Consider the following 21,632-nt stretch of genomic DNA (forward strand, 5'->3'; position numbering starts at 1 on the left):
CTCCCGGTCACTCGGCGGGTTCCTGGATGATTGCCGCAAAATCGCTCAGCGCCGCGTGCAGACGGGCGAGGCCATCGGCCAGTTCCTCGTCGGTGATGGTCAGCGGTGGCACGAAGCGCAGCACATCCGGCCCGGCCTGCAACAGCAGCAGGCCATGCGCAGCAGCGTAGTCGAGGATCGCGCCGGCCTTGCCCTTGTACGGCTCGGCCAGCACCGCGCCGATCATCAGGCCGCGGCCGCGCACCTGGGCGAACAGCTGCAGCTCGTGATTGATCAACGCCAACCCCGCGCGCAGGTCGTTCGCCTGCCGCTCCACGTTCATCAGCACCGCCGACGAGGACAGCTTGGCCAGCGCCACGCGCGCCACCGCCGCAGCCATCGGGTTGCCGCCGAAGGTGGTGCCATGGGCGCCGTACTGCATCACCTCGGCCACCTTCGGGCCGGCCAGCATCGCGCCGATCGGAAAGCCGCCGCCGAGCGCCTTGGCCAGGGTCACGATGTCCGGCGTGACATGCTCGTGCGCGTGCGCGAACAGTGTGCCGGTGCGACCCATGCCGCACTGGATCTCGTCCAGCACCAGCAGCGCATCATGCTGGTCGCACAGTTCGCGGATACGCCTGAGGAAACCCGGCGCAGCCGGCAGCACGCCGCCCTCACCCTGCACCGGCTCCAGCATCACGGCAGCGACATCACCGGCGGCAAATGCCGCCTCAAGCGCCTGCGCATCGTTGAAGTCGAGGTAGCGGAACCCCGCCGGCAGCGGCTCGTAGCCCTGCTGGTACTTCGGCTGTGCGGTGGCGGTGACGGTGGCCAGGGTGCGGCCGTGGAACGAGCCCTTGAAGGTGATGATGACGCGCCGCTCCGGCGCGCGGCCCTGTGCCGTCGCCCACTTGCGCACCAGCTTGATCGCCGCCTCGTTCGCCTCCGCGCCGGAGTTGCACAGGAACACGCGCTGGGCGAAACCCGAAGCGCGCACCAGTTCCTCGGCCAGCCGCAGCGGTGGCTCGGTGTAGAACACGTTGCTGCTGTGCCACAACTTGTGCGCCTGCGCGGTCAGCGCGGCGAGCAGGTCCGGGTCCTGGTGGCCGAGCGCGTTCACCGCGATGCCGGCGCCGAAATCCACGTAGTCGCGCCCTTCGGTATCCCACACCCGCGCACCCTTGCCGTGGTCGAGCACCAGCTCGCGCGGCTTGTACACCGGCAGCCAATAGCGCTTGCCGAGTTCGATCAGGGCAGAGGGTTGTTCGTGCATGGTTGATCTCGAGCTGGCGGCGCAGACCGCTGGATGGACGATGGGCTTTGCGTGGCGCGCATCGTAGAGCCACGCCGCGGTTTCACACAATCGCGCTGCCTGTGTAACACCTGCCGACGGACTGTATCGCCCACGTTACAACCCGCCGCCATGCAGTGCTGGTGCGCATCGCCGCGCACACGCCGCCATCCGGCACGGCTGCCGCTGTATACGCTGCGACACGGCGACACCACGGCGGCAAACCGGCACGATCGCCACAAACCGCGCCATGACGCACTTCGCTGCACATGGCACGCGGATTGCTAATCCAACAGGGAGGCCCCGGCAAACGCATCCGGCCATGCATATTGCCGCGCAAGCGGCGAACGAGGGCGGTAACCCGGCAGTCCTGTAGCCGGGCACCAATGGAACCCCCCCGACCTGTCCCCTGCGGGTCGGGGGGACTTCCTTCGCCAGGGAACAAATCCTGTTCCGTCCCCGGCACGACCTTTGTGTGTGGACCCGCATGCCGCCGAGGGCGGGCAAGCCCATGCCACGGACGTGAAGCCTGGCGGCAGACTACTTGGCAGCGCGCCTAATCGCGACCAGTCGCGAGCCCGCAGCAAAACCGCCCCATCAACAAGGTGGGCTAGTGCCGCACCGACACGACGACGCTACCTTCAGATCCCCTACATGCGTTGCGTCGCCGGCGGCCAGTGGCCGTTCACGCCCGCCGCGGGGCGCCCCGCACGAAAGGGGAGACCATTACCCCGCAGGACCTCCAGCTCCAGCTGGTGCTTCTTGCACAGGCGGTACACAGTGACCCTCGACACCTTGAGCCGTCGCGCGCATTCGCTGATGTTGTAGTGGCTTTCACGCAGGCAGTTCAGCACCGCTTCGCGTTCGGCCGAAACGCGCGTGAGGCCGAGGCTGGAACGCGGCGTGGCGGAAGATCGCACATCCTGGAGATCGAGGTCGACCGCATCGATCAGCGTACTCTCGGCGACGACAGCGGCACGCTGCACGCGATTGATCAACTCGCGCACATTGCCGGGCCAGCTGAATTCGCGCATGGCCTGTCGTGCCCCAGCATTGAAGGTGCGGGCGCGGCCGGGATGGCGCAGACGGAACGTGTCCAGGAAATGCTGGGCGAGCAGCTCGATATCGCCTCCGCGTTCGCGCAGCGCGGGCATGCGCAGGCGCAGCACGTTGAGTCGGTAATACAGATCCTCGCGGAAGCTGCCCTGCACCACCGCCGAGTCCAGATCCACATGCGTGGCGGCCAGCACACGCACGTCCAGCCTGATCGGCTGGCTCGAACCCACGCGCTCCAGCGTGCCTTCCTGCAGCAGGCGCAGCAGGCTGGCCTGGGCATCGAGCGGCAGGTCGCCGATCTCGTCGAGGAACACCGTGCCGCCGGCGGCGGCCTCGAAATGCCCGATGCGCCGCACATTCGCACCGGTAAAGGCGCCACGCTCGTGGCCGAACAGCTCGGACTGCACCAGGTTCGATGGCAGCGCACCGCAGTTGATGGCGACGAACGGCCGACCTCGACGCGTCGACAGGTCATGCAGAGCACGGGCGGCAACTTCCTTGCCGCTGCCGGTCTCGCCGGTGATCAGCACCGGCAAATCCACCGGCGCATATTTGCGCAGGCTGGCCACCGTGGCGCGCATCACCGGGCTTTGCGCGCCCACGATGCCCGGGATGTCCGCCGTTTCCGCGGCCGGTATCCAGCCGTTGCCGAACTTCATCAAGGTATCGGTCAGGCGCTGCAGGTCGACCGGCGCCGTGAAGAAGTCCGCGCTGGCACGCAGGATGCGTTCCACCTCCGGCGTATCGGCGGCGACTTCCTGCGACACCAGGGCAAGCCACGGCAGCCACGGGTGGTTGGCCATCAACTGGCCCATCGCCTGGATCGTATCCGCATCACTGCAACGCAAATCGGCCATGGCCACCACGATATCGCCACGTCGCATGCCCACGCCGCCCTGCAATTGCGCATTGCCGATCCTGATGCGCCAGCCCGCCCGGGTCAGGCAGTCGCATTCCTCGTCCGTCGGCTGGCCAAACCAGACCACACAACGCCTGGCCACCTGAACCTGATTGCCCGTCATGGCACTGCCCCCTGTCCCAAGGTCGCAATTACGGTTCGGGGCGATCACCTGGGCAGGCGGTCGATCCCGTTGACCTTTGCAGCCGCACCCTGCGCTCCAGTTGCTGCCAAAGCGCGATGCGGGCTAACAACATACTCCCCAACAAGCAGGCCATATGTGAAGAAACAAGGCCTTCCGAGCGCCTTGCCGGCAAGCAACCGACGCCGTCGGTTGTGGGCGGACCATGCCGGTCGATGCCGGACTCCGCCCCGTCGCGACGAGCCCACTTTTCAGTCCAGGAACAGGTCCGGCAGCAAAGACGCACCCGGCTGCACGGCATAGCCGTCGAAGTCGACGATCCCGGCCTCGCGCAGGATCTCCTCGTCGATTGCGAAATGGCCGGTGTAGCCACGCGCCGGGCGGGTCAGGATGGCGTGGGCGGCGTCGGCCACGATCTCCGGCTTGCGGCAATGCTCGACCTTCACGCCGTTGATCATGCCGATCGCCGCGGTGGCGATCACCGTGCGCGGCCACAGCGCGTTCACCGCGATACCGAGCGGGGCGAATTCCGGGCTCATGCCCAGCACGCACAGGCTCATGCCCATCTTGGCGATGGTGTAGGCGGTGTGCGGCGCGAACCATTTAGGGTCGAGGCTGGGCGGCGGCGACAGCATCAGCACGTGTGGGTTGGCCGCCTTCTTCAGGTACGGCAGGCAGGCCTGGGTGACCAGAAAGGTGCCTCGCGTGTTGACCTGCTGCATCAAGTCGAAGCGCTTCATCGGCGTGCCTTCGGTACCAGCCAGCCAGATCGCGCTGGCGTTGTTGACCACGATGTCGATGCCGCCGAAGCGTTCGGCCGCCTGCGCCGCGGCGGCCACCACCTGGGCCTCTTCGCGGATATCCACCTGCAGCGCCAGCGCCTTGCCGCCGGCGGCCTCGACCGCGGCGGCGGCGGTATGGATGGTGCCGGGCAGCTTCGGGTTCGGCACGCCGCTCTTGGCCGCGATCACGACGTTGGCGCCGTCGCGCGCAGCGCGCAGCGCGATCGCCAGGCCGATGCCGCGCGAGGCACCACTGATGAACAGGGTCTTGCCGGCAAGGTCGGCCATGCGTGTCGCTCCGTCGGAAAAGTATTCAGTGTAGAACTCGCCGGCTCACGGCTTCTGGAAGCGCGGCAGGATGTCGCGCAGCTCGGCCAGCCGCTGCACCGGATCATCCAGTTCGAGCATGCGCTGCTGTTCACCGGCATCCAGCGGCAGCAGTTCGGCCAGCCGGAAACCCAGCCAGCTGGCGTCGTCGTAGGCGCTGCGCGGCGCTGCGCGCCACTGCGGCGCCATCGTCTCGATCAATCGCTCCAGGATGGTCTGCAGCAGCGCGAACTCCACCGGCACCGGCTGCTCCGGCTCGTCCGGCCAGACCTCCACGTCGCCGCGCAGCAGGCCGTCGGCACGTACCCGACTTCGCGCCACGCGAAAACGCGAGCCGCCTTCGGTGACGATGCCGAGCAGGCCATCATCGTCGCGGTGGAAATCACTGATCCGCGCGATCGTGCCGATCGCCGCCGGCACCGCCGGCTCGCCCGTTTCCCGTCCCTGCAGGATCAGGCACACGCCGAAGCCGGTGCCGTGACGCGTGCATTCGCGCACCAGGTCGAGATAGCGCGGTTCGAAGATGCGCAGCTGCAGCCGGCCACCGGGGAACAACACGGACGCCAGCGGAAACAGCGGCATCTCGACGAGCGGCGATTGAGACATGACAACCATGCGAGGAGTGTACCCAGAGCCGGCATCCCGGGTCTGCAACGCCTGGCTCAGGCCTGCCGCAAGCTCTCCACGAAACGGCGCGGCGCCGCCTCGAAACCACCGTTGGACATGAAGATCACCTGGTCGCCCGCGCGCACCTGCGCACGCAACGCGCCGATCAGTGCATCGACCGTCGACGCCGTGGTACCGCGTCCACCCAGCGCCGCGGTGACGCGGCCGGCATCCCACGACAGCTCGGGACGATGCAGGAACACCACCGCATCGGCATCGGCCAGCGACGGCGCCAGCGCCGCGGCATGCGCACCCTGGCGCATCGAGTTGGATCGCGGCTCCAGTGCCACCAGGATGCGCGCCTTGCCCACCTTGGCGCGCAGCCCGGCCAGGGTGGTGGCGATCGCCGTGGGGTGATGCGCGAAGTCGTCGTACACGCGCACGCCGTTTACCTCGCCGACCAGCTCCAGCCGCCGCTTCACGCTCTCGAAGCTGGCGAACGCCGGCAGCAGTGCCTGCGGATCGGCGCCAGCGGCGGCCGCCGCGGCGAGTGCGGCCAGCGCGTTCATCACGCTGTGATGGCCCAGCAGCGACCAGCGCACCTCGCCGATCCGTGCGCCGGCGTGGTGCACGACGAACGCCGAGCCGTCCGCCTCGACCAGCGTGGCCTGCCAGTTGCCGCAGCCGATGCCGAAGGTCTCCACCGGCGTCCAGCAGCCCATCGCCAGCACTTCGGCCAGGCGCTCGTCGTGCGCGTTGACGATCAGCCGGCCGTTGCCCGGCACGGTGCGCACCAGGTGATGGAACTGGCGCTGGATCGCGGCGACGTCGGGGAAGATGTCCGCGTGGTCGTACTCGAGGTTGTTGAGGATGGCGATGCGCGGCCGGTAGTGCACGAACTTCGAGCGCTTGTCGAAGAACGCGGTGTCGTATTCGTCCGCTTCAATGACAAACGGCTTGCCCTGCCCCAGCCGCGCCGACACCCCGAAATTGCCCGGCACGCCGCCGATCAGGAAGCCCGGCGCCATCCCGGCGCTTTCCAGCAGATGCGCCAGCAGGCTGGTGGTGGTGGTCTTGCCGTGGGTGCCAGCCACGGCCAGCACGTCGCGCTCGGCCAGCACCGTCTCACCCAGCCACTGCGGGCCGGAGATGTAGCGCAGGCGTGCGTCGAGCATGTATTCGACGGCCGGATTGCCGCGACTCATCGCGTTGCCGACCACGACGAGATCGGGGGCCGGCTGCAGGTGCCCGGCGGTGTAGCCGCTCATCAGCCCGATGCCGAGCGCCTCCAGCTGGGCGCTCATCGGCGGATAGACGTTCGCGTCGGAGCCTTCGACCGCGTGGCCCAGCTCGCGCGCTAGCGCGGCGACGCCGCCCATGAAGGTGCCGCAGATGCCGAGGATGTGCAGACGCATGGTGAGCGATTCCCTTGCAGGGAGCGGGAAGTGTGCTCAGCCGTTCGCGGCGGCGGCTTCGTTCTGCAGCGCGCGCTCGATCCGTGCGGTGACCTCGACCAGCTCGCCGACGCCGTCCACTACCTGCAGCTTGCCGCGGCTGGCGTAGAAATCCGCCACCGGCGCGGTCTGCTCGGCATAGATGGCGAGGCGCTTGCGCACGGTATCCGGATTGTCGTCGGCACGGCCTTCCGCCTTGAAGCGGATCTCGCAGCGCCCGATGATCGCCGCGTTCGGCACGTCCAGCTTCACCACCGCATCCAGCGGCTGACCGAGCTTGACCAGCAGGTGATCGAGCGCGTCGGCCTGGGCCAGGTTGCGCGGGTAGCCGTCGAGGATGAAGCCGGCCTTCGCATCAGCCTGGGCCAGCCGTTCTTCCAGCATGCCGAGCAGGATGTCGTCGGAGACCAGCTGGCCGGCGTCCATCACCGCCTTGGCCTTCAGCCCCATCGCGGTGCCGGCCGCGACAGCGGCGCGCAGCATGTCGCCGGTCGAGATATGCGGAACGCCCAGCGCCGTCTTCAGCCGGGCCGCCTGTGTACCTTTGCCCGAGCCGGGCGCACCAAGTAGGACGAGTCGCATAATGCTCCACAAGTTCGGCGGGCTGCCGCACACTGCAACAGCCCGCCCGATGCACGGAATTGTTCGTCAAATTAGCCGCTGCACCGGGTGCCGTCAAACAGCGACCTTCGTCGCATTCGGCCAAGTGTTTGTTGCAGAAAAAGATTTGCCGACGACCGTCGCCACCCTTCCGCTGCCTGATCGAGGATCCCATGAGCCCGAGCCGCCGTCCGCCTGCCGTCACCGGCAACCTGCTGTACGCCCAGTCCGGCGGCGTCACCGCGGTGATCAACGCCACCGCCGCTGGCGTGATCGAGGCCGCCCGCGACAAGGGCGTGAAGGTGTATGCCGCGCGCAACGGCATCCTCGGCGCATTGCGCGAGGAGCTGATCGACACCTCGAAGGAATCGGCCACCGCGATCGCCGCGCTGCGGCATACGCCGGGCGGTGCGTTCGGTTCATGCCGCTACAAGCTGAAGTCGCTGGACGAGAACCGCGCCGAGTACGAGCGGCTGATCGAGGTGTTCCGCGCGCACGACATCCGCTGGTTCCTCTACAACGGCGGCAACGATTCGGCCGACACCGCGCTGAAGCTGTCGCAGATCGGCAAGGCGCTGGGCTACGACATCCGCTGCATCGGCGTGCCGAAGACGGTGGACAACGACCTCGCCGTCACCGACTGCTGCCCCGGCTTCGGCTCGGTGGCGAAATACACCGCGATCTCCACGCTGGAGGCCAGCCTCGACGTCGCCTCGATGGCCGAGACCTCGACCAAGGTGTTCATCCTCGAGGTGATGGGCCGTCATGCCGGCTGGATCGCCGCCGCCGCCGGGCTGGCCGGCGAAGGCACGGACGCGGCGCCGCACCTCATCCTGTTTCCCGAGAACGCGTTCGACGAAGCGGCGTTCCTGGCCAAGGTGAAGGCCACCGTCGAGCGCGTCGGTTGGTGCACCGTGGTCGCCTCCGAAGGCGTGCGCAATGCGGCCGGCCAGTTCCTCGCCGAGGCGGGCACGCGCGACGCGTTCGGCCACAGCCAGCTCGGCGGCGTGGCGCCGGTGCTGGCGGCGCTGGTGAAGGAGAAGCTCGGCTACAAATACCACTGGGCGCTGCCCGACTACCTGCAGCGCTCGGCGCGGCACGCCGCCTCGCAGGTCGACGCCGAACAGGCGCATGCGGTCGGCAAGGCGGCGGTCGACTACGCGCTAGCCGGGATGAATGCGGTGATGCCGGTGATCGTGCGCACGTCCGACGCGCCGTACCGCTGGAAGATCGCGCCGGCGCCGCTGGCGAAGATCGCCAACCGCGAGAAGAAGATGCCGAAGAACTTCATCAGCCGCGACGGCTTCGGCATCACCGCCGCCGCCCGCCGCTATCTCGCCCCGCTGATCCGCGGCGAGGCGCCGTTGCCCTACGGCAAGGACGGCCTGCCGCGCTACGTGCAGCTGAAGAATGTCGCGGTGGCGTCCAGGCTGGCGCCATTCCGGCGCTGAGCCGGTTTGCTTCCGTGACCTGCTTCACCATGCTGAGTGTCGCCTGAAACCGGGGCGCCGGGATCGGCTTGCGTTCAGCCGCAGCTTCTTACGATCCACCCTGCCCGGGTCGATTGCCGCGCTGTTGTGGCCACGACCCTCTACGGGAGGAGACCTGAGATGAAACTCATCAGCCGCCTGCTCATCGCCCTCGCCCTGCTCACCACCGGCAGCTTCGCGCTGGCCGCCCCGGGTCCCGGCCCGGATGACCACGGCCGTCACGGCCATGACCGGGGCAACGACCGTCACCACGACAACCGCCGCTGGCACGATGACCGCCGCCACGGCGACTGGCGCCGCCATGACGATCGTCGCCATGGCCACGACTACCGCTACGCCGGCCCGCGTTACTACCCGGTGCGCCAGCATCGCTGGGAACGCGGCCACCGTTACTACGGCCCGACCTACGTGGTGCGCGACTACGGCTACTACCGCCTGCGTCCGCCGCCGCGCGGTTACCACTGGGTGCGCGCGAACAATGACTACCTGCTGGTCGCGATCGCCACCGGCATCATCCTGGACTACGCACTGCGATAAGCCCGCACCGGAGTGAACCATCCGGGGCCATGCATCCGTGCATGGCCCTTTTCGTTGATGCGCGGCGCTGCGCCGCACAACAGCCTGCGCTGCAACGTCTGCCTATACTCCGCGGGACCGCCCGTTCCGGACGGCCGCATACAACCCATGGGGAGGCTCCGATGCTGCAGCAGTATGGCTGGTGGATCGTTGTTGCATGTGCGTTAGTGGCGGTTCTGTATGGCGCGTTCTCCGCGCGCTGGATCCTGGCGCAATCGCCGGGCAACGAACGGATGCAGGAGATCGCCGCGGCCATCCAGGAAGGCGCGCGTGCCTACCTCAACCGCCAGTACACCACCATCGGCCTGGTCGGCGTGGTGCTGTTGCTGCTGATCGGTTTCTTCCTCAACTGGCCGACCGCGATCGGCTTCCTGCTCGGCGCGATCCTGTCCGGCGCGGCCGGCTACATCGGCATGAACGTCTCGGTGCGCGCCAACGTGCGCACCGCCGAGGCCGCACGCAGCGGACTCGGCGCGGCGATGGACGTGGCGTTCCGCGGCGGCGCGATCACCGGCATGCTGGTGGTCGGCCTGGCCCTGCTCGGCGTGGCCGGCTACTGGCTGGTGCTGGGCCACTTCGGCGTCGCCGGCGAGACCGCGCTGCATGCGCTGGTCGGGCTGGCCTTTGGCAGCTCGCTGATCTCGATCTTCGCGCGCCTGGGCGGTGGCATCTTCACCAAGGGCGCCGACGTCGGCGCCGACCTGGTCGGCAAGGTCGAGGCCGGCATCCCCGAGGACGACCCGCGCAATCCGGCGGTGATCGCCGACAACGTAGGCGACAACGTCGGCGACTGTGCCGGCATGGCCGCCGACCTGTTCGAGACCTACGCGGTGACGGTGATCGCCACCATGCTGCTGGCCGGCCTCACCTACACCAACAACCTGGCCGCGGTGCTGTACCCGCTGCTGCTCGGCGGCGTGTCGATCATTGCCTCGATCATCGCCACCTTCTTCGTGCGGGTGAAGGCCGGCGGCTCGATCATGGGCGCGCTGTACAAGGGCGTGATCGTGTCGGCGGTGCTCTCGGCGGTCGCGTTCTGGTTCGTCACCGGCAGCCTGCTGCCGCAGGGCCTGACCGCCGGCGACGGCAGTGTCATCTCCAGCCACGCGCTGTTCCATTGCGCGCTGATCGGCCTGGTGCTGACCGGCCTGATCGTGTGGATCACCGAGTTCTACACCGGCACGCAGTACAAGCCGGTGCAGCACATCGCGGCGGCGTCCACCACCGGCCACGGCACCAACATCATCGCCGGCCTCGGCGTGTCGATGAAGTCGACCGCGATGCCGGTGATCGTGATCTGCGCGGCGATCTGGGGCGCCTACAACCAGGGCGGCCTGTACGGCATCGCGATCGCCGCCACCGCCATGCTGTCGATGGCCGGCATGATCGTGGCGCTGGACGCCTACGGCCCGATCACCGACAACGCCGGCGGCATCGCCGAGATGGCCGATCTGCCGCCGGAAGTGCGCGGCGTCACCGACCCGCTGGACGCGGTGGGCAACACCACCAAGGCGGTGACCAAGGGCTACGCGATCGGTTCGGCCGCGCTGGCCGCGCTGGTACTGTTCGCCGACTACACGCACAACCTGGCGGTGAGCCATCCCGGCGAGGTGTTCACCTTCGACCTGTCCGACCACATGGTGATCATCGGCCTGCTGATCGGCGGCCTGATCCCCTACCTGTTCGGCGCGATGGCGATGGAGGCGGTCGGCCGTGCTGCCGGCGCCGTGGTGGAGGAAGTGCGCCGCCAGTTCCGCGACATCCCCGGCATCATGCAGGGCACCGGCAAGCCGGAGTACTCGCGCGCGGTGGACATGCTGACCCGTTCGGCGATCCGCGAGATGATCGTGCCATCGCTGCTGCCGGTCGCCGTGCCGATCGTGGTCGGCCTGCTGCTGGGCCCCAAGGCGCTCGGCGGCGTGCTGATCGGCACCATCGTCACCGGGTTGTTCGTGGCCATTTCGATGACCACCGGCGGCGGCGCCTGGGACAACGCGAAGAAGTACATCGAGGACGGCCACCACGGCGGCAAGGGCTCGGAGGCGCACAAGGCCGCGGTCACCGGCGACACCGTGGGCGACCCGTACAAGGACACCGCCGGTCCCGCCGTGAACCCGCTGATCAAGATCATCAACATCGTGGCGCTGCTGTTGATTCCGCTGCTGTAAGCCACGCATCCGCAACGACAGGAATCCCGCCCGCGTGGCGGGATTCCTGTTTCCGGCCTGCGCTCCTGACTTTAGTCACGGGCGGCCGCATGCCCGGACGGTTACGCTCGACCGACGGCGGGCCGCGCCCGCATTACCTTTACTCGCTTCTGGGGCACACCATGAAATCGGTATGGCTGATGCTGGCACTCGGCGTCACACTGACGGGCATGAACGACAGCCATGCCCGCGACACCACCCCCAAACCCGCGCCCGTGAATGCTCCAGCCGGCGATGATCCGTTCCTGTGGCTGGAGGACATCCATGGCGCGCGCGCGCTGGACTGGGTGAAACAGCAGAACGCGACCACCGCGAAGCGGTTCGTCGACAACGCCGAATTCACGCGCACCCGCAACAGCATCCTCGAAGTGCTCGACTCGGAGGCGCGCATCCCCTACGTCAACCGCATGGGCGACCACCTGTACAACTTCTGGCGCGACAAGGCGCATCCGCGCGGCGTCTGGCGGCGCACCACGCTGGCCGAGTACCGCAAGGCCGAGCCGGCATGGGAAGTGCTGCTGGACGTCGACGGGCTGAACCAGGTCGAGGACAAACGCTGGGTGTTCAAGGGCGTGCAATGCCTGAAGCCGGCGTTCGAACGCTGTCTGGTCTCACTGTCGCCCGACGGCGGCGACGCCACCGTGGTGCGCGAGTTCAACATCCCGCACAAGGCGTTCGTGAAGGGCGGCTTCGAATTGCCGGTGGCGAAAAGCCAGGTCGGCTGGATCGACGACAACACCCTCTACGTCGGCACCGACTTCGGCCCCGGTTCGATGACCGAATCGAGCTACCCGCGCATCGTCAAGGAGTGGAAGCGCGGCACGCCACTGGCGGCGGCCAGCACGGTGTACGAGGGCAAGCCGAGCGACCTGGCGGTCAGCGCATACCACGACCGCACGCCGGGCTACGAGCGCGACTTCGTTTCCGTCGCCCGGGATTTCTACCACAGCGACCTGTACCAGCGCTTCGATGGCAAGCTGGCCCGCGTCGAAGTGCCGGCAGACGCGGAAGCCGATGCCCACCGCGACTGGCTGCTGGTGCGCACCCGCTCGCCGTGGACGGTGGACGGCACCACCTATCCTGCCGGCGCACTGCTGGCGGCACCGTTCGACAGCTTCATGGCCGGCAAGCGCCACTTCACCGTGCTGTTCGAGCCCGACGCGCATACCTCGCTGGACTCGTACGCCTGGACCAGGCACCACCTGATCCTCAACCTGATGGACGACGTGAAAAGCCGGCTGGAGGTGCTGACTCCGCCGCAGACGGTCACGCCCGGCGGCGGCTGGAAGCGCGCGGCGATGGCCGGTGCGCCGGCGATGAGCACGATCAACGTGATCGACACCGATCCCGACCACAGCGACGAGTACTGGCTCGACGTCACCGGCTTCCTCGCCCCGTCGTCGCTGCAGCGCGGTGTGCTGGACGGCGCGGCGGCCGAGACGGTCAAGCAGGCGCCGGCGTTCTTCGACGCCGCGAAATTCATGGTCAGCCAGCACTTCGTGCAGTCGAAGGACGGCACCCGCGTGCCGTATTTCGAAATCGCCCCGAAGGACCTCAAGCGGGACGGCTCCAACCGCACCCTGCTGTACGGCTACGGCGGCTTCGAGGTCTCGCTGCAGCCGCAATACAGCGGCAGCGTCGGCCGCGCCTGGCTCGAGCGCGGCGGCGTCTACGTGATCGCCAACATCCGCGGCGGCGGCGAGTACGGCCCGCAGTGGCACCAGGCCGCGCTGAAGGCGAATCGCCCGCGTGCGTACGAGGACTTCGCCGCGGTAGCCGAGGATCTGGTGAAGCGCGGCGTGACCTCGGCGCAACACCTCGGCGCCGAAGGCGGCAGCAACGGCGGCCTGCTGATGGGCAACATGCTCACGATCTACCCGCAGCTGTTCGGCGCGATCGCCTGCGAGGTGCCGTTGCTGGACATGAAGCGCTACATCCACCTGTCCGCCGGCGCCTCGTGGATGGCCGAGTACGGCAACCCGGACACGGCCGACTGGAACTTCATCAAGACCTTCTCGCCTTACCAGAACGTGAAAAAGGACAGCCACTATCCGCCGGTGCTGTTCTACACCGCCACCAGCGACGACCGCGTCGGCCCGGTGCAGGCGCGCAAGATGGCCGCGAAAATGCAGGCGCAGGGCCATCCGGACGTGTGGTTCTACGAGAACCTGGAAGGTGGCCACGGTGCCGGCGCAGACAACCAGCAGTCGGCGCACATGCATGCGATGGCGTATGACTTCCTGTGGGACCAGCTGAAATAAGACGACTCCTCGCCTCACGCCATCCAGGCGAGCCGGCTCTTGCCGGCTCGCTTCATCTGGCCGGCCGGACTTCACCGACCTTCGCGGTGAAGTAATCTGCTGTATTGCCTGACCACGCACATCGCCATGTCTTCACGAATCACGATCAGCCCTGAACTGCGCGAATGGATTCTCGCCACAACCCGTGCCGGCCATGGCGTGCCGGACGTGCTGCGGCTGATGAAGGAAAACGGCTACGACCCGCGACAGAGCCGCAGCATCGTCGCCGAAGTGCTGAAGCTGCCGCTGGCCACCCTGCAGGCGAGTACCGACAAGGCTGCACCGCGTGGCCTGCGCACAAAACACCCCGAGGCACCCGAAGTCAGCATCGGCGGCCACACCATCCAGGTCTCGCTCAGTGCGGAAACGCCGACCCTGCGTGTGCTCGATGGCATGCTCACCGAGCAGGAATGCGCCGAGCTGATCGAGCTGGCCCGGCCACGCCTGCAGCGCGCGCTCACCGTGGACGCCGAAGGCCGGCAGCAGGTCGATCACCGGCGCACCAGCGAAGGCATGTTCTTCACGCTGAACGAGTTGCCCCTGGTCACCCGGATCGAACAGCGCCTGGCGGCCCTGCTCGGTGTGCCGGTGAATCACGGCGAAGGGCTGCAGATCCTGCATTACCTGCCGGGCCAGGAGTACGAGCCGCACTTCGACTGGTTCGACCCGGAGCAACCCGGCTATGGCGCGATCACCGCGGTGGGCGGCCAGCGCATCGCCAGCGTGGTGATGTACCTCAACACACCCGCACAGGGCGGCGGCACGGCCTTCCCCGAGATCGGCCTGACCGTCACCGCGCGCCGCGGTTCGGCCGTCTATTTCGCCTACGAGGGCGGCGACCGCACGTCCCTGCATGCCGGGCTGCCGGTGCTTCAGGGCGAAAAATGGATCGCCACCAAGTGGCTGCGCGAGCGGCCTTACAGGAAACCGGGGAAGGCCTGAGCGCCGGCGCGGCGAAGCCCGTCGCTGCTGCATCGCAGCAGCGTTTGGCGTATCCTTGCAGACCTTCTTTTCCCTCCTTTACCGCCAAGGACAGTCCATGGGTCTGCACCTCGTCTCCGCCGGCCGCAACGTGCCGGACGAAATCAACGTCATCATCGAAATCCCCAAGGATGCCGAGCCGGTCAAGTACGAGGTGGAGAAGGAAAGCGGCGCGATCTTCGTCGACCGCATCCTGTCCACCCCGATGCGCTACCCGTGCAACTACGGCTACGTGCCGCGCACGCTGGGCGGCGACGGTGATCCGCTGGACGCGGTGGTGATCCTGCCGCTGTCGCTGGCCGTGGGTTCGGTGATCCGCTGCCATCCGGTCGGCATGCTGAAGATGACCGACGAGGCCGGCGCCGACGAGAAGCTGGTGGTGATCCCCTCGCCCAAGGTGTTCCCCGGCTATGCGCACATCAACGACATGAAAGGCGTCTCGCCGCACTGGCTGGAACGCATCGGCCACTTCTTCGAGCACTACAAGGATCTGGAGAAGGGCAAGTGGGTGAAGGTCGAGGGCTGGGTCGGCGCCGACGAGGCGAAGGCCGAGATCCTGGCCGGCTTCCAGCGCTACCAGGACGCGATCAGCGGCTGAACCTGCCAGCTGCGGACTCCCTGCGGAACACGTGGCTGTACCGCGCACAAACCCCGCTTCGGCGGGGTTTGTGCGTTTTGGCCAACCGCGGCCGGACGGGACGCGGGGCACATGCGGGACCGGCCCTCAGCTTCCATCCGCTGCGTGTCACGGCTATCGGCACCTCGACGGCACCCACCGGATCTCGGCGGCGGGCGGGCTGCCGCCGTATCCTTGTCGCTCCGCGGGAGCGGGCCATTCGCCGAGCGCACCCCGCTGCCGGCACTGCCCCTCCCGGTCTGCTGCCGGAGTCACCCCATGAAAGCCGTCGCCCTCACCCGCTACCTGCCGATCGATGACCCGCAATCGTTGCTCGACGTCGAACTGCCCACGCCGGTGCCCGGCGCGCACGACCTGCGGGTGCGCGTGGAGGCAGTCTCGGTGAATCCGGTCGACACCAAGCTCCGTTCGCCCAAGCCGCAGATCGAGGCGCAGCCGAAGGTGCTCGGCTACGACGCCGCCGGCGTGGTGGAGGCGATCGGCGACTCGGTCCACGGTTTCCAGCCAGGCGACCGCGTGTACTACGCCGGCGACGTCACCCGCGCCGGCAGCAACGCGCAGTTCCAGCTGGTCGACGCACGCCTGGTCGGGCATGCGCCGCGTTCACTGGACCCGGCCGAGGCGGCGGCGTTGCCGCTGACCGCAATCACCGCGTGGGAGCTGCTGTTCCAGCGCATGCCGTTCGACAGCGAACACGGCGGCGAAGGCAGTTCGCTGCTGGTGATCGGCGGTGCCGGCGGGGTGGGCTCGATTGCAATCCAGCTGGCGCGACGCGCCGGCTTCACGGTGATCGCCACTGCCTCGCGCCCCGAGACCATCGACTGGTGCCGCACGATGGGTGCGCAGCACGTGGTCAACCACCGCCATGCACTGGCACCCCAACTCGAAGCACTGGGTTTCGGCCAGGTGGACGCCGTGCTCAACCTCGCCGATACCGATCGCTACTGGGACGCGATCGGCCAGTTGCTGGCACCGCAGGGCCACGTCGGCCTGGTCGTGGAGCCGGCCGGCGCACTGAGGATCGGCGACCCGTACAAGGCCAAATGCATCGGCATCCACTGGGAATTCATGTTCGCGCGGCCGCGCTTTGGCACCGCCGACATGGCCGAGCAGGGCCGCATCCTCGACCGCGTCGCCAGGCTGATCGACGCCGGCGCACTGCGCGGCACGCGCAGCGAGACGCTGGCGCCGATCAACGCGGCGAACCTGCGCGAGGCGCATCGCCGGCTGGAATCGGGGCGCACGATCGGCAAGCTGGTGCTGGCCGGCTGGTGAGGCGTCATCGGCGACGTGCAGGTGTGCCGCCGGGTGATCAGCCGCGCTTGCCTGTGGCTTTCCTGGCCGGCGACGGCCTGGCTGGCTCGCCCTTCTTGCCAAGCTGCTCCAGCAGGGTGTTCATGTCCTCGGCATGCTCTTCCTCCATCGCCAGGATGCCTTCCAGCACGCGGCGGGTGGTCGGGTCGGCGCTGCCGACGTAGTCGATCACCTCGCGGTAGCTGTCGATGGCGATGCGTTCGGCAACCAGGTCTTCCTTGATCATGTCGACGATGTCCTCGCCCTCGACGTAGTCGGCATGGCTGCGGCTGAGCAGGCCTTCCGGCGACAGGTTCGGCTTGCCGCCGAGCTGGGTGATCCGTTCGGCGAGCAGGTCGGCGTGGCCCTGTTCCTCGTTCGCGTGCTGCAGGAACTCGGCCTTGATCGACTGCGAGTGGATGCCCGAGGCCATGTAGTAGTGGTACTTGTAGCGCAGCACGCAGACGATCTCGGTGGCCAGTGCATGGTTGAGCAGCTTGACCACCATTCCGCGATCGGCACGGTAACCCGCCGTCATCGCACCCCTGTCGATATCCTGGCGTGCGCGCTTGCGGATGTTCTCGATGTCGCTGACGAACGGCTTGCTCTTGGCCATGGCTTGCTCCTGCGGACGCGGGGATGGGTACCGATGGGCGTGCAGTACCGTCGAAAACCCCAGCCTAGGAACGCGCATGAAAAAGCCAGGTGAAGAGGTCTTCACCTGGCCCGGTTCGCGTGCGGCAATTCAGCGCGGCTGGTAGGCGCGCAGGAACACCTCGACGCCAGCCCGCGCCGTGCTCTCGATTTCCTCGGCATAGCTCTCGGGGCATTCAGTGCAGCCGAACATCTGGCGCATCATCAGATTGCCCTTGATCAGGCTGAGGAACTGCCCGCTGGCGCGCGCCACATCGTCGATGTCGAGCTTGCCGGCGTCAACCGCCTGCTGCAGCAGACGTTCCATCAGGCCATGCGTACGCGATGCGCCCTCTTCCCAGATCAGCTTGCCGTAGCGCGGATTGCCCTGGCGGCAGTCACTGAGGATGGCGCGGAACGTGCCGACCGTTTCGGCGTTGCAATCCAGGTGGGCATGGGTCAGCGCCACCCGCAGCAGCGTCTCGCGGATATCCGCCCGCGGATCGAAGAAATAGGTTTCTTCCGGCAACAGATCCTGGATGCGCGAACGGATCACTTCGCGGAACAGGTTGTCCTTGTCGCCGAAATGGCTGTACACGGTGAGCTTGGACACGCCGGCTTCCGACGCGATCGCGTCCATGCTGGTACCGGCAAACGCATTGCGGATGAACAGCGCCTTGGCCGCCGCCAGGATCGCCGCACGCTTCTCCATGTCCTTCGGGCGACCGGGACCCTGGGGTTTGATTTGCGCGCTGATATTCATGCCTCCACCTTCCCAAACGTAAACTCTCGCTTTATTATACGCAGCGGTTCAATTATTTTCCAGAACGCGCCGGAACCTCGGCTCCGGCACCTCCCGCGCCTGCACGACAATGGATGACGCTCGTCAACCCGTTGCGGTGACTTCCGGCACTTCGTGTGCTGCCGTGCACCCGGCAGGCTTGCCACCATCGGAGCGTGTCATTGTAGGAGCAGGCGCGAGCGCTTATCCTTTTTGACCTTTTTTCGATCCGCACGGGACACGAGCAGATGGCGATGAATATCGAGCAGGCACGGCTGAACATGGTGGAAAACCAGGTGCGCCCGTGGGAAGTACTGGACGGCCGCGTGCTGGACGTGCTCGGCCGCGTGCGCCGCGAGGATTTCGTCGCCACCGAGCACCGCCAGCTGGCCTTCGCCGACCTGTGCCTGCCGCTGGGCCATGGCGAGGTAATGATGAAGCCGGTGGTGGAAGGCCGCGTGCTGCAGGCGCTGGAACTGCTGCCCGGCGACCGCGTGCTGGAAATCGGCACCGGCTCGGGCTTCCTCACCGCCTGCCTGGCCAGCCTGTCTGCCCAGGTCAGCAGCGTCGACATCCATGCCGATTTCACCGCGCTCGCCGCACGGCGCCTGCAGGCCGCCGGCATCGCCAATGTCAGCCTGGCCACCGGCGAGGCGGTCCACGAGTGGCAGCCCGATGGCCTGTTCGATGCGCTGGTGGTGACCGGGGCAGTACACGCGATCCCGCCACGCTGGCTGGCCTGGCTCAAGCCCGGCGCGCGCGCGCTGGTGATCCGTGGCCAGTCGCCGGTGCAACAGGCCACCTTGCTCACTCATGAAGGCGCCGGCCGCTATCGCGAAGAGACCCTGTTCGAAACCGACCTGCCCTACCTCACCCATGCCGAGCCGCCGCAACGGTTCGTGTTCTGACTTCGCCCCCGAATCGATCCCCACGAGGCACCCCATGCGTTTGAAGCTGCTCACTCTTGCCCTGGCCCTGGCCGCCGTCTCGCTGCCCGGCCACGGCGAGGATCTGCTCGATGCCTACCGCGAAGCGCGCACCAATGATCCGGTGCTGTCGCAGGCCGACGCCACCCGGCTGGCCACCGGCGAAGGGGTGAACCAGGCGCGCGCACTGCTGTTGCCGCAGATCGGCGCCAGCATGAGCCTCAACCAGACCAACGGCGGCAACCAGATCGGCCACAGCCGCTCGCGTTCGATCAACGGCACGCTCAGCCAGACCGTGCTCGACTTCAGCAAGTACGCCAACCTCAAGGCCGCCCATTCGGCGTCGAACGCGCAGGACGAGTTCTACCAGGCGGCGGCGCAGGATCTTTACGGGCGCGTGGCCGCGGCCTACTTCGGCGTGCTGACCAGCGAGGACGAACTGACCTACGCCAAGGCCAACGAGGACGCGTTCCGCCAGCAGTACGAGCAGTCCGACCAGCGCTTCAAGGTCGGCCTATCGGCGATCACCGACGTGTACCAGGCCAAGGCCTACTATGAGGCAGCGAAGTCGCAGACCATCGCCGCGCAGAACGCGCTGAACGATGCCCGCGAGGCGCTTACCCAGATCACCGGCAAGCCGACCGGCGACCTGAAGAAGCTGCGCGACGACCTGCCGATGCAGCCGCCGGTGCCAGCCGACCAGGACAGCTGGGTCAAGCAGGCGCTGGAAACCAACCCCAACCTGCTCGCCCAGAAAAACAACGTGGAAACCGCGCAGCACAACATCAGCGCCGCGCGTGCCGGGCATCTGCCGACGATCACCGCCGGCGTCAGCTACGGCAAGGGCGCCGGCTGGTCGGAAAGCAACGCCGCGGCCCGCTACCGCGACCCCTCCTCGACCACGATCGGGCTGACCCTGAACGTGCCGATCTTCTCCGGTGGCGCGACCCAGTCGCGCGTGCGCCAGTCGATCTACCAGCGCGATGCCGCCACCGATGCGCTGGAGTCGCAGCGCCGCCAGGTGGTGCGCGACACGCTCAATTACTACCGCTCGGTGATCGCCGGCATCGCCCAGGTGGAATCGGCCAAGGCCTCGGTGGATTCCGGCCAGAAGGCGCTCGAAGCCACCCGCGCCGGCTTCGAGGTGGGCACCCAGACAATGACCAACGTCTTGCTGGCGATCCAGACGCTGACCTCCTCGGAGAGCAGCTACTCGCAGGCCCGCCACCAATTCATCCTGAACAAGCTGCTGCTCAAGCAGACCGCCGGCACCGCCGACCTGAAGGACATCGAGGAAATCAACGCGCTGCTGCAATAAGCCGCCGCAGGTTGCCAGCAAAAACGGCCGGGGTCATGCCCGGCCGTTTTGTTTTCGCGCCGTCATTCCTGCAGCAGGATATCGATCAGCCGCATGACCCGCTGCACCGCGCCGCGCTCGCGCTCGAAGACGCTCTGCGCAGCCTGCCCCATGCGCGCGCGCTTCGCCGCATCGAGCAGCAGCTTCAGCGCGGCCGGCCCCAACCCCGCGGCGTCCGCCACGCGTTCGGCGCCGCCTTCCTCGATCAGGCTGCGGGTGATCTCCTCGAAGTTGAAGGTGTGCGGCCCCACCAGCACCGGCACCGACAGCGCCGCCGGCTCCAGCACGTTGTGGCCGCCGATCGGCACCAGGCTGCCGCCGACGAAGGCCAGGTCTGAGGCCGCGAAGAACGGCATCAACTGCCCCATCGCATCGATCACGAACACCTGGTGCGCGACCGACGGCACGCCTTCGAGGCTGCGCGTGGCGACCGTGAAGCCGAGGCTGCGCGCCGCATGCTCGACCAGCCTGAAGCGTTCCGGATGGCGCGGCGCCAGCAGCAGCAATGCGTCGGGCAGGCGCTGCAACACCTGCAGGTGCGCCTCCAGCACCGCCAGCTCCTCGCCTTCATGGGTGCTGGCCGCCATCCATACCGGTCGCCGCGGCCCCCAGTGCCCGCGCATCGTGGCGCCTTCGGCCACCGCGCCGTCGGGTATCGGCATGTCGAACTTCATGTTGCCGGTCACCAGCACCTGTTCCGGATCGGCGCCGAGCAGGCGGTAGCGCGCGGCGTCGGTGCGCGACTGCGCCGCGATCAGGCGCACGCAGCGCAGTGCCGAGCGCAGCAGCCCGCGCAGCGGCTTGTAGCCGCGCAGCGAGCGCTCCGACAGGCGCGCGTTGACGATCATCAGCGGAATGCCGCGCCGGCGGCAGGCGAAGTACAGGTTCGGCCATATCTCGGTTTCGACGATCAGCGCCAGCCGCGGCCGGATCTTCTTCAGGAAGCGGCCTACCGAGTACGGCAGGTCGTACGGCAGGTAGACGTGGAACACGCTGTCGCCGAACAGCTGCTGCACGCGCGCGGTGCCGGTCGGGGTGACCGTGGTGATCACCAGCGGCGCGTTCGGGTAGTCGCGTCGCAACGCCTTGATCAGCGGCTCGGCGGCATTCACCTCGCCTACCGACACCGCATGCACCCACAGGCTGCCGCTGAAGCCGGGCGGATCGAAGAAGCCGAAGCGTTCCGGCCAGCGCCGATGGTAGGGCCGCGAGCGCACCCCGCGCGCCAGCAGCCGCAGCACCAGCAGCGGCGTCACCAGGAACATCGCGAGGGTATAGAGGTAGCGCAACGTCACGGCCCGTCAGTCCAGCGCGGC

18 protein-coding genes are annotated in these 21,632 nt (G+C 67.7%); 9 read left to right on the forward strand and 9 right to left on the reverse strand.

What is annotated here, in order from left to right; translation table 11 throughout:
• Window positions 1–7 precede the first annotated feature (7 nt).
• The 6 genes from IMW82_RS09230 to IMW82_RS09255 form a co-directional block, all read right to left on the reverse strand.
• Window positions 8–1,252 carry an acetylornithine transaminase gene (locus tag IMW82_RS09230; RefSeq protein WP_108471656.1) on the reverse strand — a complete coding sequence of 415 codons (1,245 nt, stop codon included), beginning with the start codon at window positions 1,250–1,252 and terminating at the stop codon, window positions 8–10.
• 668 nt (window positions 1,253–1,920) lie between these two features.
• The gene (locus IMW82_RS09235; RefSeq protein ID WP_108471657.1) at window positions 1,921–3,348 is read right to left on the reverse strand and encodes a sigma-54 dependent transcriptional regulator; all 1,428 of its coding nucleotides are present in this window, start codon (window positions 3,346–3,348) and stop codon (window positions 1,921–1,923) included.
• Between the two features lie 269 nt (window positions 3,349–3,617).
• Complete coding sequence (locus tag IMW82_RS09240; protein ID WP_108471658.1) at window positions 3,618–4,436, reverse strand: NAD(P)-dependent oxidoreductase; 819 nt, start codon at window positions 4,434–4,436, stop codon at window positions 3,618–3,620.
• Between the two features lie 45 nt (window positions 4,437–4,481).
• Entirely contained in the window at window positions 4,482–5,090 is a 609-nt protein-coding gene (locus IMW82_RS09245; RefSeq protein ID WP_108471659.1) for an LON peptidase substrate-binding domain-containing protein, read from the reverse strand.
• Window positions 5,091–5,137: 47 nt separating this feature from the next.
• A complete protein-coding gene (mpl, locus tag IMW82_RS09250; RefSeq protein ID WP_108471660.1) occupies window positions 5,138–6,496 on the reverse strand; it encodes a UDP-N-acetylmuramate:L-alanyl-gamma-D-glutamyl-meso-diaminopimelate ligase in 1,359 nt (452 codons plus the stop codon).
• 36 nt (window positions 6,497–6,532) lie between these two features.
• The gene (locus tag IMW82_RS09255; RefSeq protein WP_108471661.1) at window positions 6,533–7,117 is read right to left on the reverse strand and encodes an adenylate kinase; all 585 of its coding nucleotides are present in this window, start codon (window positions 7,115–7,117) and stop codon (window positions 6,533–6,535) included.
• Between the two features lie 191 nt (window positions 7,118–7,308).
• Here IMW82_RS09255 and IMW82_RS09260 point away from each other — a divergent pair, with 191 nt between their 5' ends.
• From IMW82_RS09260 to IMW82_RS09290, 7 genes are all read left to right on the forward strand, one after another.
• Window positions 7,309–8,586 carry a 6-phosphofructokinase gene (locus IMW82_RS09260; RefSeq protein WP_108471662.1) on the forward strand — a complete coding sequence of 426 codons (1,278 nt, stop codon included), beginning with the start codon at window positions 7,309–7,311 and terminating at the stop codon, window positions 8,584–8,586.
• A 159-nt stretch (window positions 8,587–8,745) separates the two neighbouring features.
• Window positions 8,746–9,162 (forward strand): RcnB family protein, encoded by a 417-nt coding sequence (locus IMW82_RS09265; protein WP_108471663.1) that lies wholly within the window; start codon window positions 8,746–8,748, stop codon window positions 9,160–9,162.
• Between the two features lie 161 nt (window positions 9,163–9,323).
• Window positions 9,324–11,369 carry a sodium-translocating pyrophosphatase gene (locus tag IMW82_RS09270; RefSeq protein ID WP_108471664.1) on the forward strand — a complete coding sequence of 682 codons (2,046 nt, stop codon included), beginning with the start codon at window positions 9,324–9,326 and terminating at the stop codon, window positions 11,367–11,369.
• Between the two features lie 161 nt (window positions 11,370–11,530).
• On the forward strand, window positions 11,531–13,669 hold the full coding sequence (locus IMW82_RS09275; protein WP_108471665.1) for a prolyl oligopeptidase family serine peptidase: 2,139 nt from the start codon (window positions 11,531–11,533) through the stop codon (window positions 13,667–13,669).
• Window positions 13,670–13,795: 126 nt separating this feature from the next.
• A complete protein-coding gene (locus IMW82_RS09280) occupies window positions 13,796–14,650 on the forward strand; it encodes a 2OG-Fe(II) oxygenase (protein ID WP_108471666.1) in 855 nt (284 codons plus the stop codon).
• A 97-nt stretch (window positions 14,651–14,747) separates the two neighbouring features.
• Window positions 14,748–15,287 carry an inorganic diphosphatase gene (gene ppa / locus IMW82_RS09285; RefSeq protein WP_108471667.1) on the forward strand — a complete coding sequence of 180 codons (540 nt, stop codon included), beginning with the start codon at window positions 14,748–14,750 and terminating at the stop codon, window positions 15,285–15,287.
• Between the two features lie 297 nt (window positions 15,288–15,584).
• Window positions 15,585–16,601, forward strand: a complete 1,017-nt coding sequence (locus tag IMW82_RS09290; RefSeq protein ID WP_108471668.1) for a zinc-binding alcohol dehydrogenase family protein — start codon at window positions 15,585–15,587, stop codon at window positions 16,599–16,601.
• 37 nt (window positions 16,602–16,638) lie between these two features.
• Here the strand turns inward: IMW82_RS09290 and IMW82_RS09295 are convergent, their stop codons facing one another.
• The gene (locus IMW82_RS09295) at window positions 16,639–17,235 is read right to left on the reverse strand and encodes a DUF892 family protein (protein ID WP_108471669.1); all 597 of its coding nucleotides are present in this window, start codon (window positions 17,233–17,235) and stop codon (window positions 16,639–16,641) included.
• Window positions 17,236–17,364: 129 nt separating this feature from the next.
• On the reverse strand, window positions 17,365–18,015 hold the full coding sequence (locus tag IMW82_RS09300) for a TetR/AcrR family transcriptional regulator (RefSeq protein ID WP_108471670.1): 651 nt from the start codon (window positions 18,013–18,015) through the stop codon (window positions 17,365–17,367).
• A 266-nt stretch (window positions 18,016–18,281) separates the two neighbouring features.
• On the opposite strand from IMW82_RS09300, the gene IMW82_RS09305 reads away from it, so the two are divergent.
• Window positions 18,282–18,941 (forward strand): protein-L-isoaspartate O-methyltransferase, encoded by a 660-nt coding sequence (locus IMW82_RS09305; protein ID WP_108471671.1) that lies wholly within the window; start codon window positions 18,282–18,284, stop codon window positions 18,939–18,941.
• Between the two features lie 34 nt (window positions 18,942–18,975).
• Complete coding sequence (locus IMW82_RS09310; protein WP_108471672.1) at window positions 18,976–20,277, forward strand: TolC family outer membrane protein; 1,302 nt, start codon at window positions 18,976–18,978, stop codon at window positions 20,275–20,277.
• A gap of 62 nt (window positions 20,278–20,339) precedes the next feature.
• On the opposite strand, the gene waaA is transcribed toward IMW82_RS09310, so the two are convergent.
• Window positions 20,340–21,605: a lipid IV(A) 3-deoxy-D-manno-octulosonic acid transferase gene (waaA, locus tag IMW82_RS09315; RefSeq protein ID WP_108471673.1), complete on the reverse strand. Its 1,266-nt coding sequence runs from the start codon at window positions 21,603–21,605 to the stop codon at window positions 20,340–20,342.
• Between the last annotated feature and the right edge of the window lie 27 nt (window positions 21,606–21,632).

Source organism: Rhodanobacter sp. B2A1Ga4, assembly GCF_018101315.1.
GTDB classification, from domain to species: domain Bacteria; phylum Pseudomonadota; class Gammaproteobacteria; order Xanthomonadales; family Rhodanobacteraceae; genus Rhodanobacter; species Rhodanobacter thiooxydans_A.

Coding starts and splice junctions, on each gene's coding strand:
- IMW82_RS09275 (WP_108471665.1), top strand. CDS start 11,531: ATGAAATCGGTATGGCTGATGCTGGCACTCGGCGTCACACTGACGGGC.
- IMW82_RS09310 (WP_108471672.1), top strand. CDS start 18,976: ATGCGTTTGAAGCTGCTCACTCTTGCCCTGGCCCTGGCCGCCGTCTCG.
- IMW82_RS09280 (WP_108471666.1), top strand. CDS start 13,796: ATGTCTTCACGAATCACGATCAGCCCTGAACTGCGCGAATGGATTCTC.
- IMW82_RS09260 (WP_108471662.1), top strand. CDS start 7,309: ATGAGCCCGAGCCGCCGTCCGCCTGCCGTCACCGGCAACCTGCTGTAC.
- IMW82_RS09235 (WP_108471657.1), bottom strand. CDS start 3,348: ATGACGGGCAATCAGGTTCAGGTGGCCAGGCGTTGTGTGGTCTGGTTT.
- IMW82_RS09305 (WP_108471671.1), top strand. CDS start 18,282: ATGGCGATGAATATCGAGCAGGCACGGCTGAACATGGTGGAAAACCAG.
- IMW82_RS09265 (WP_108471663.1), top strand. CDS start 8,746: ATGAAACTCATCAGCCGCCTGCTCATCGCCCTCGCCCTGCTCACCACC.
- IMW82_RS09295 (WP_108471669.1), bottom strand. CDS start 17,235: ATGGCCAAGAGCAAGCCGTTCGTCAGCGACATCGAGAACATCCGCAAG.
- IMW82_RS09230 (WP_108471656.1), bottom strand. CDS start 1,252: ATGCACGAACAACCCTCTGCCCTGATCGAACTCGGCAAGCGCTATTGG.
- IMW82_RS09255 (WP_108471661.1), bottom strand. CDS start 7,117: ATGCGACTCGTCCTACTTGGTGCGCCCGGCTCGGGCAAAGGTACACAG.
- IMW82_RS09290 (WP_108471668.1), top strand. CDS start 15,585: ATGAAAGCCGTCGCCCTCACCCGCTACCTGCCGATCGATGACCCGCAA.
- mpl (WP_108471660.1), bottom strand. CDS start 6,496: ATGCGTCTGCACATCCTCGGCATCTGCGGCACCTTCATGGGCGGCGTC.
- IMW82_RS09270 (WP_108471664.1), top strand. CDS start 9,324: ATGCTGCAGCAGTATGGCTGGTGGATCGTTGTTGCATGTGCGTTAGTG.
- IMW82_RS09245 (WP_108471659.1), bottom strand. CDS start 5,090: ATGGTTGTCATGTCTCAATCGCCGCTCGTCGAGATGCCGCTGTTTCCG.
- IMW82_RS09300 (WP_108471670.1), bottom strand. CDS start 18,015: ATGAATATCAGCGCGCAAATCAAACCCCAGGGTCCCGGTCGCCCGAAG.
- IMW82_RS09240 (WP_108471658.1), bottom strand. CDS start 4,436: ATGGCCGACCTTGCCGGCAAGACCCTGTTCATCAGTGGTGCCTCGCGC.
- ppa (WP_108471667.1), top strand. CDS start 14,748: ATGGGTCTGCACCTCGTCTCCGCCGGCCGCAACGTGCCGGACGAAATC.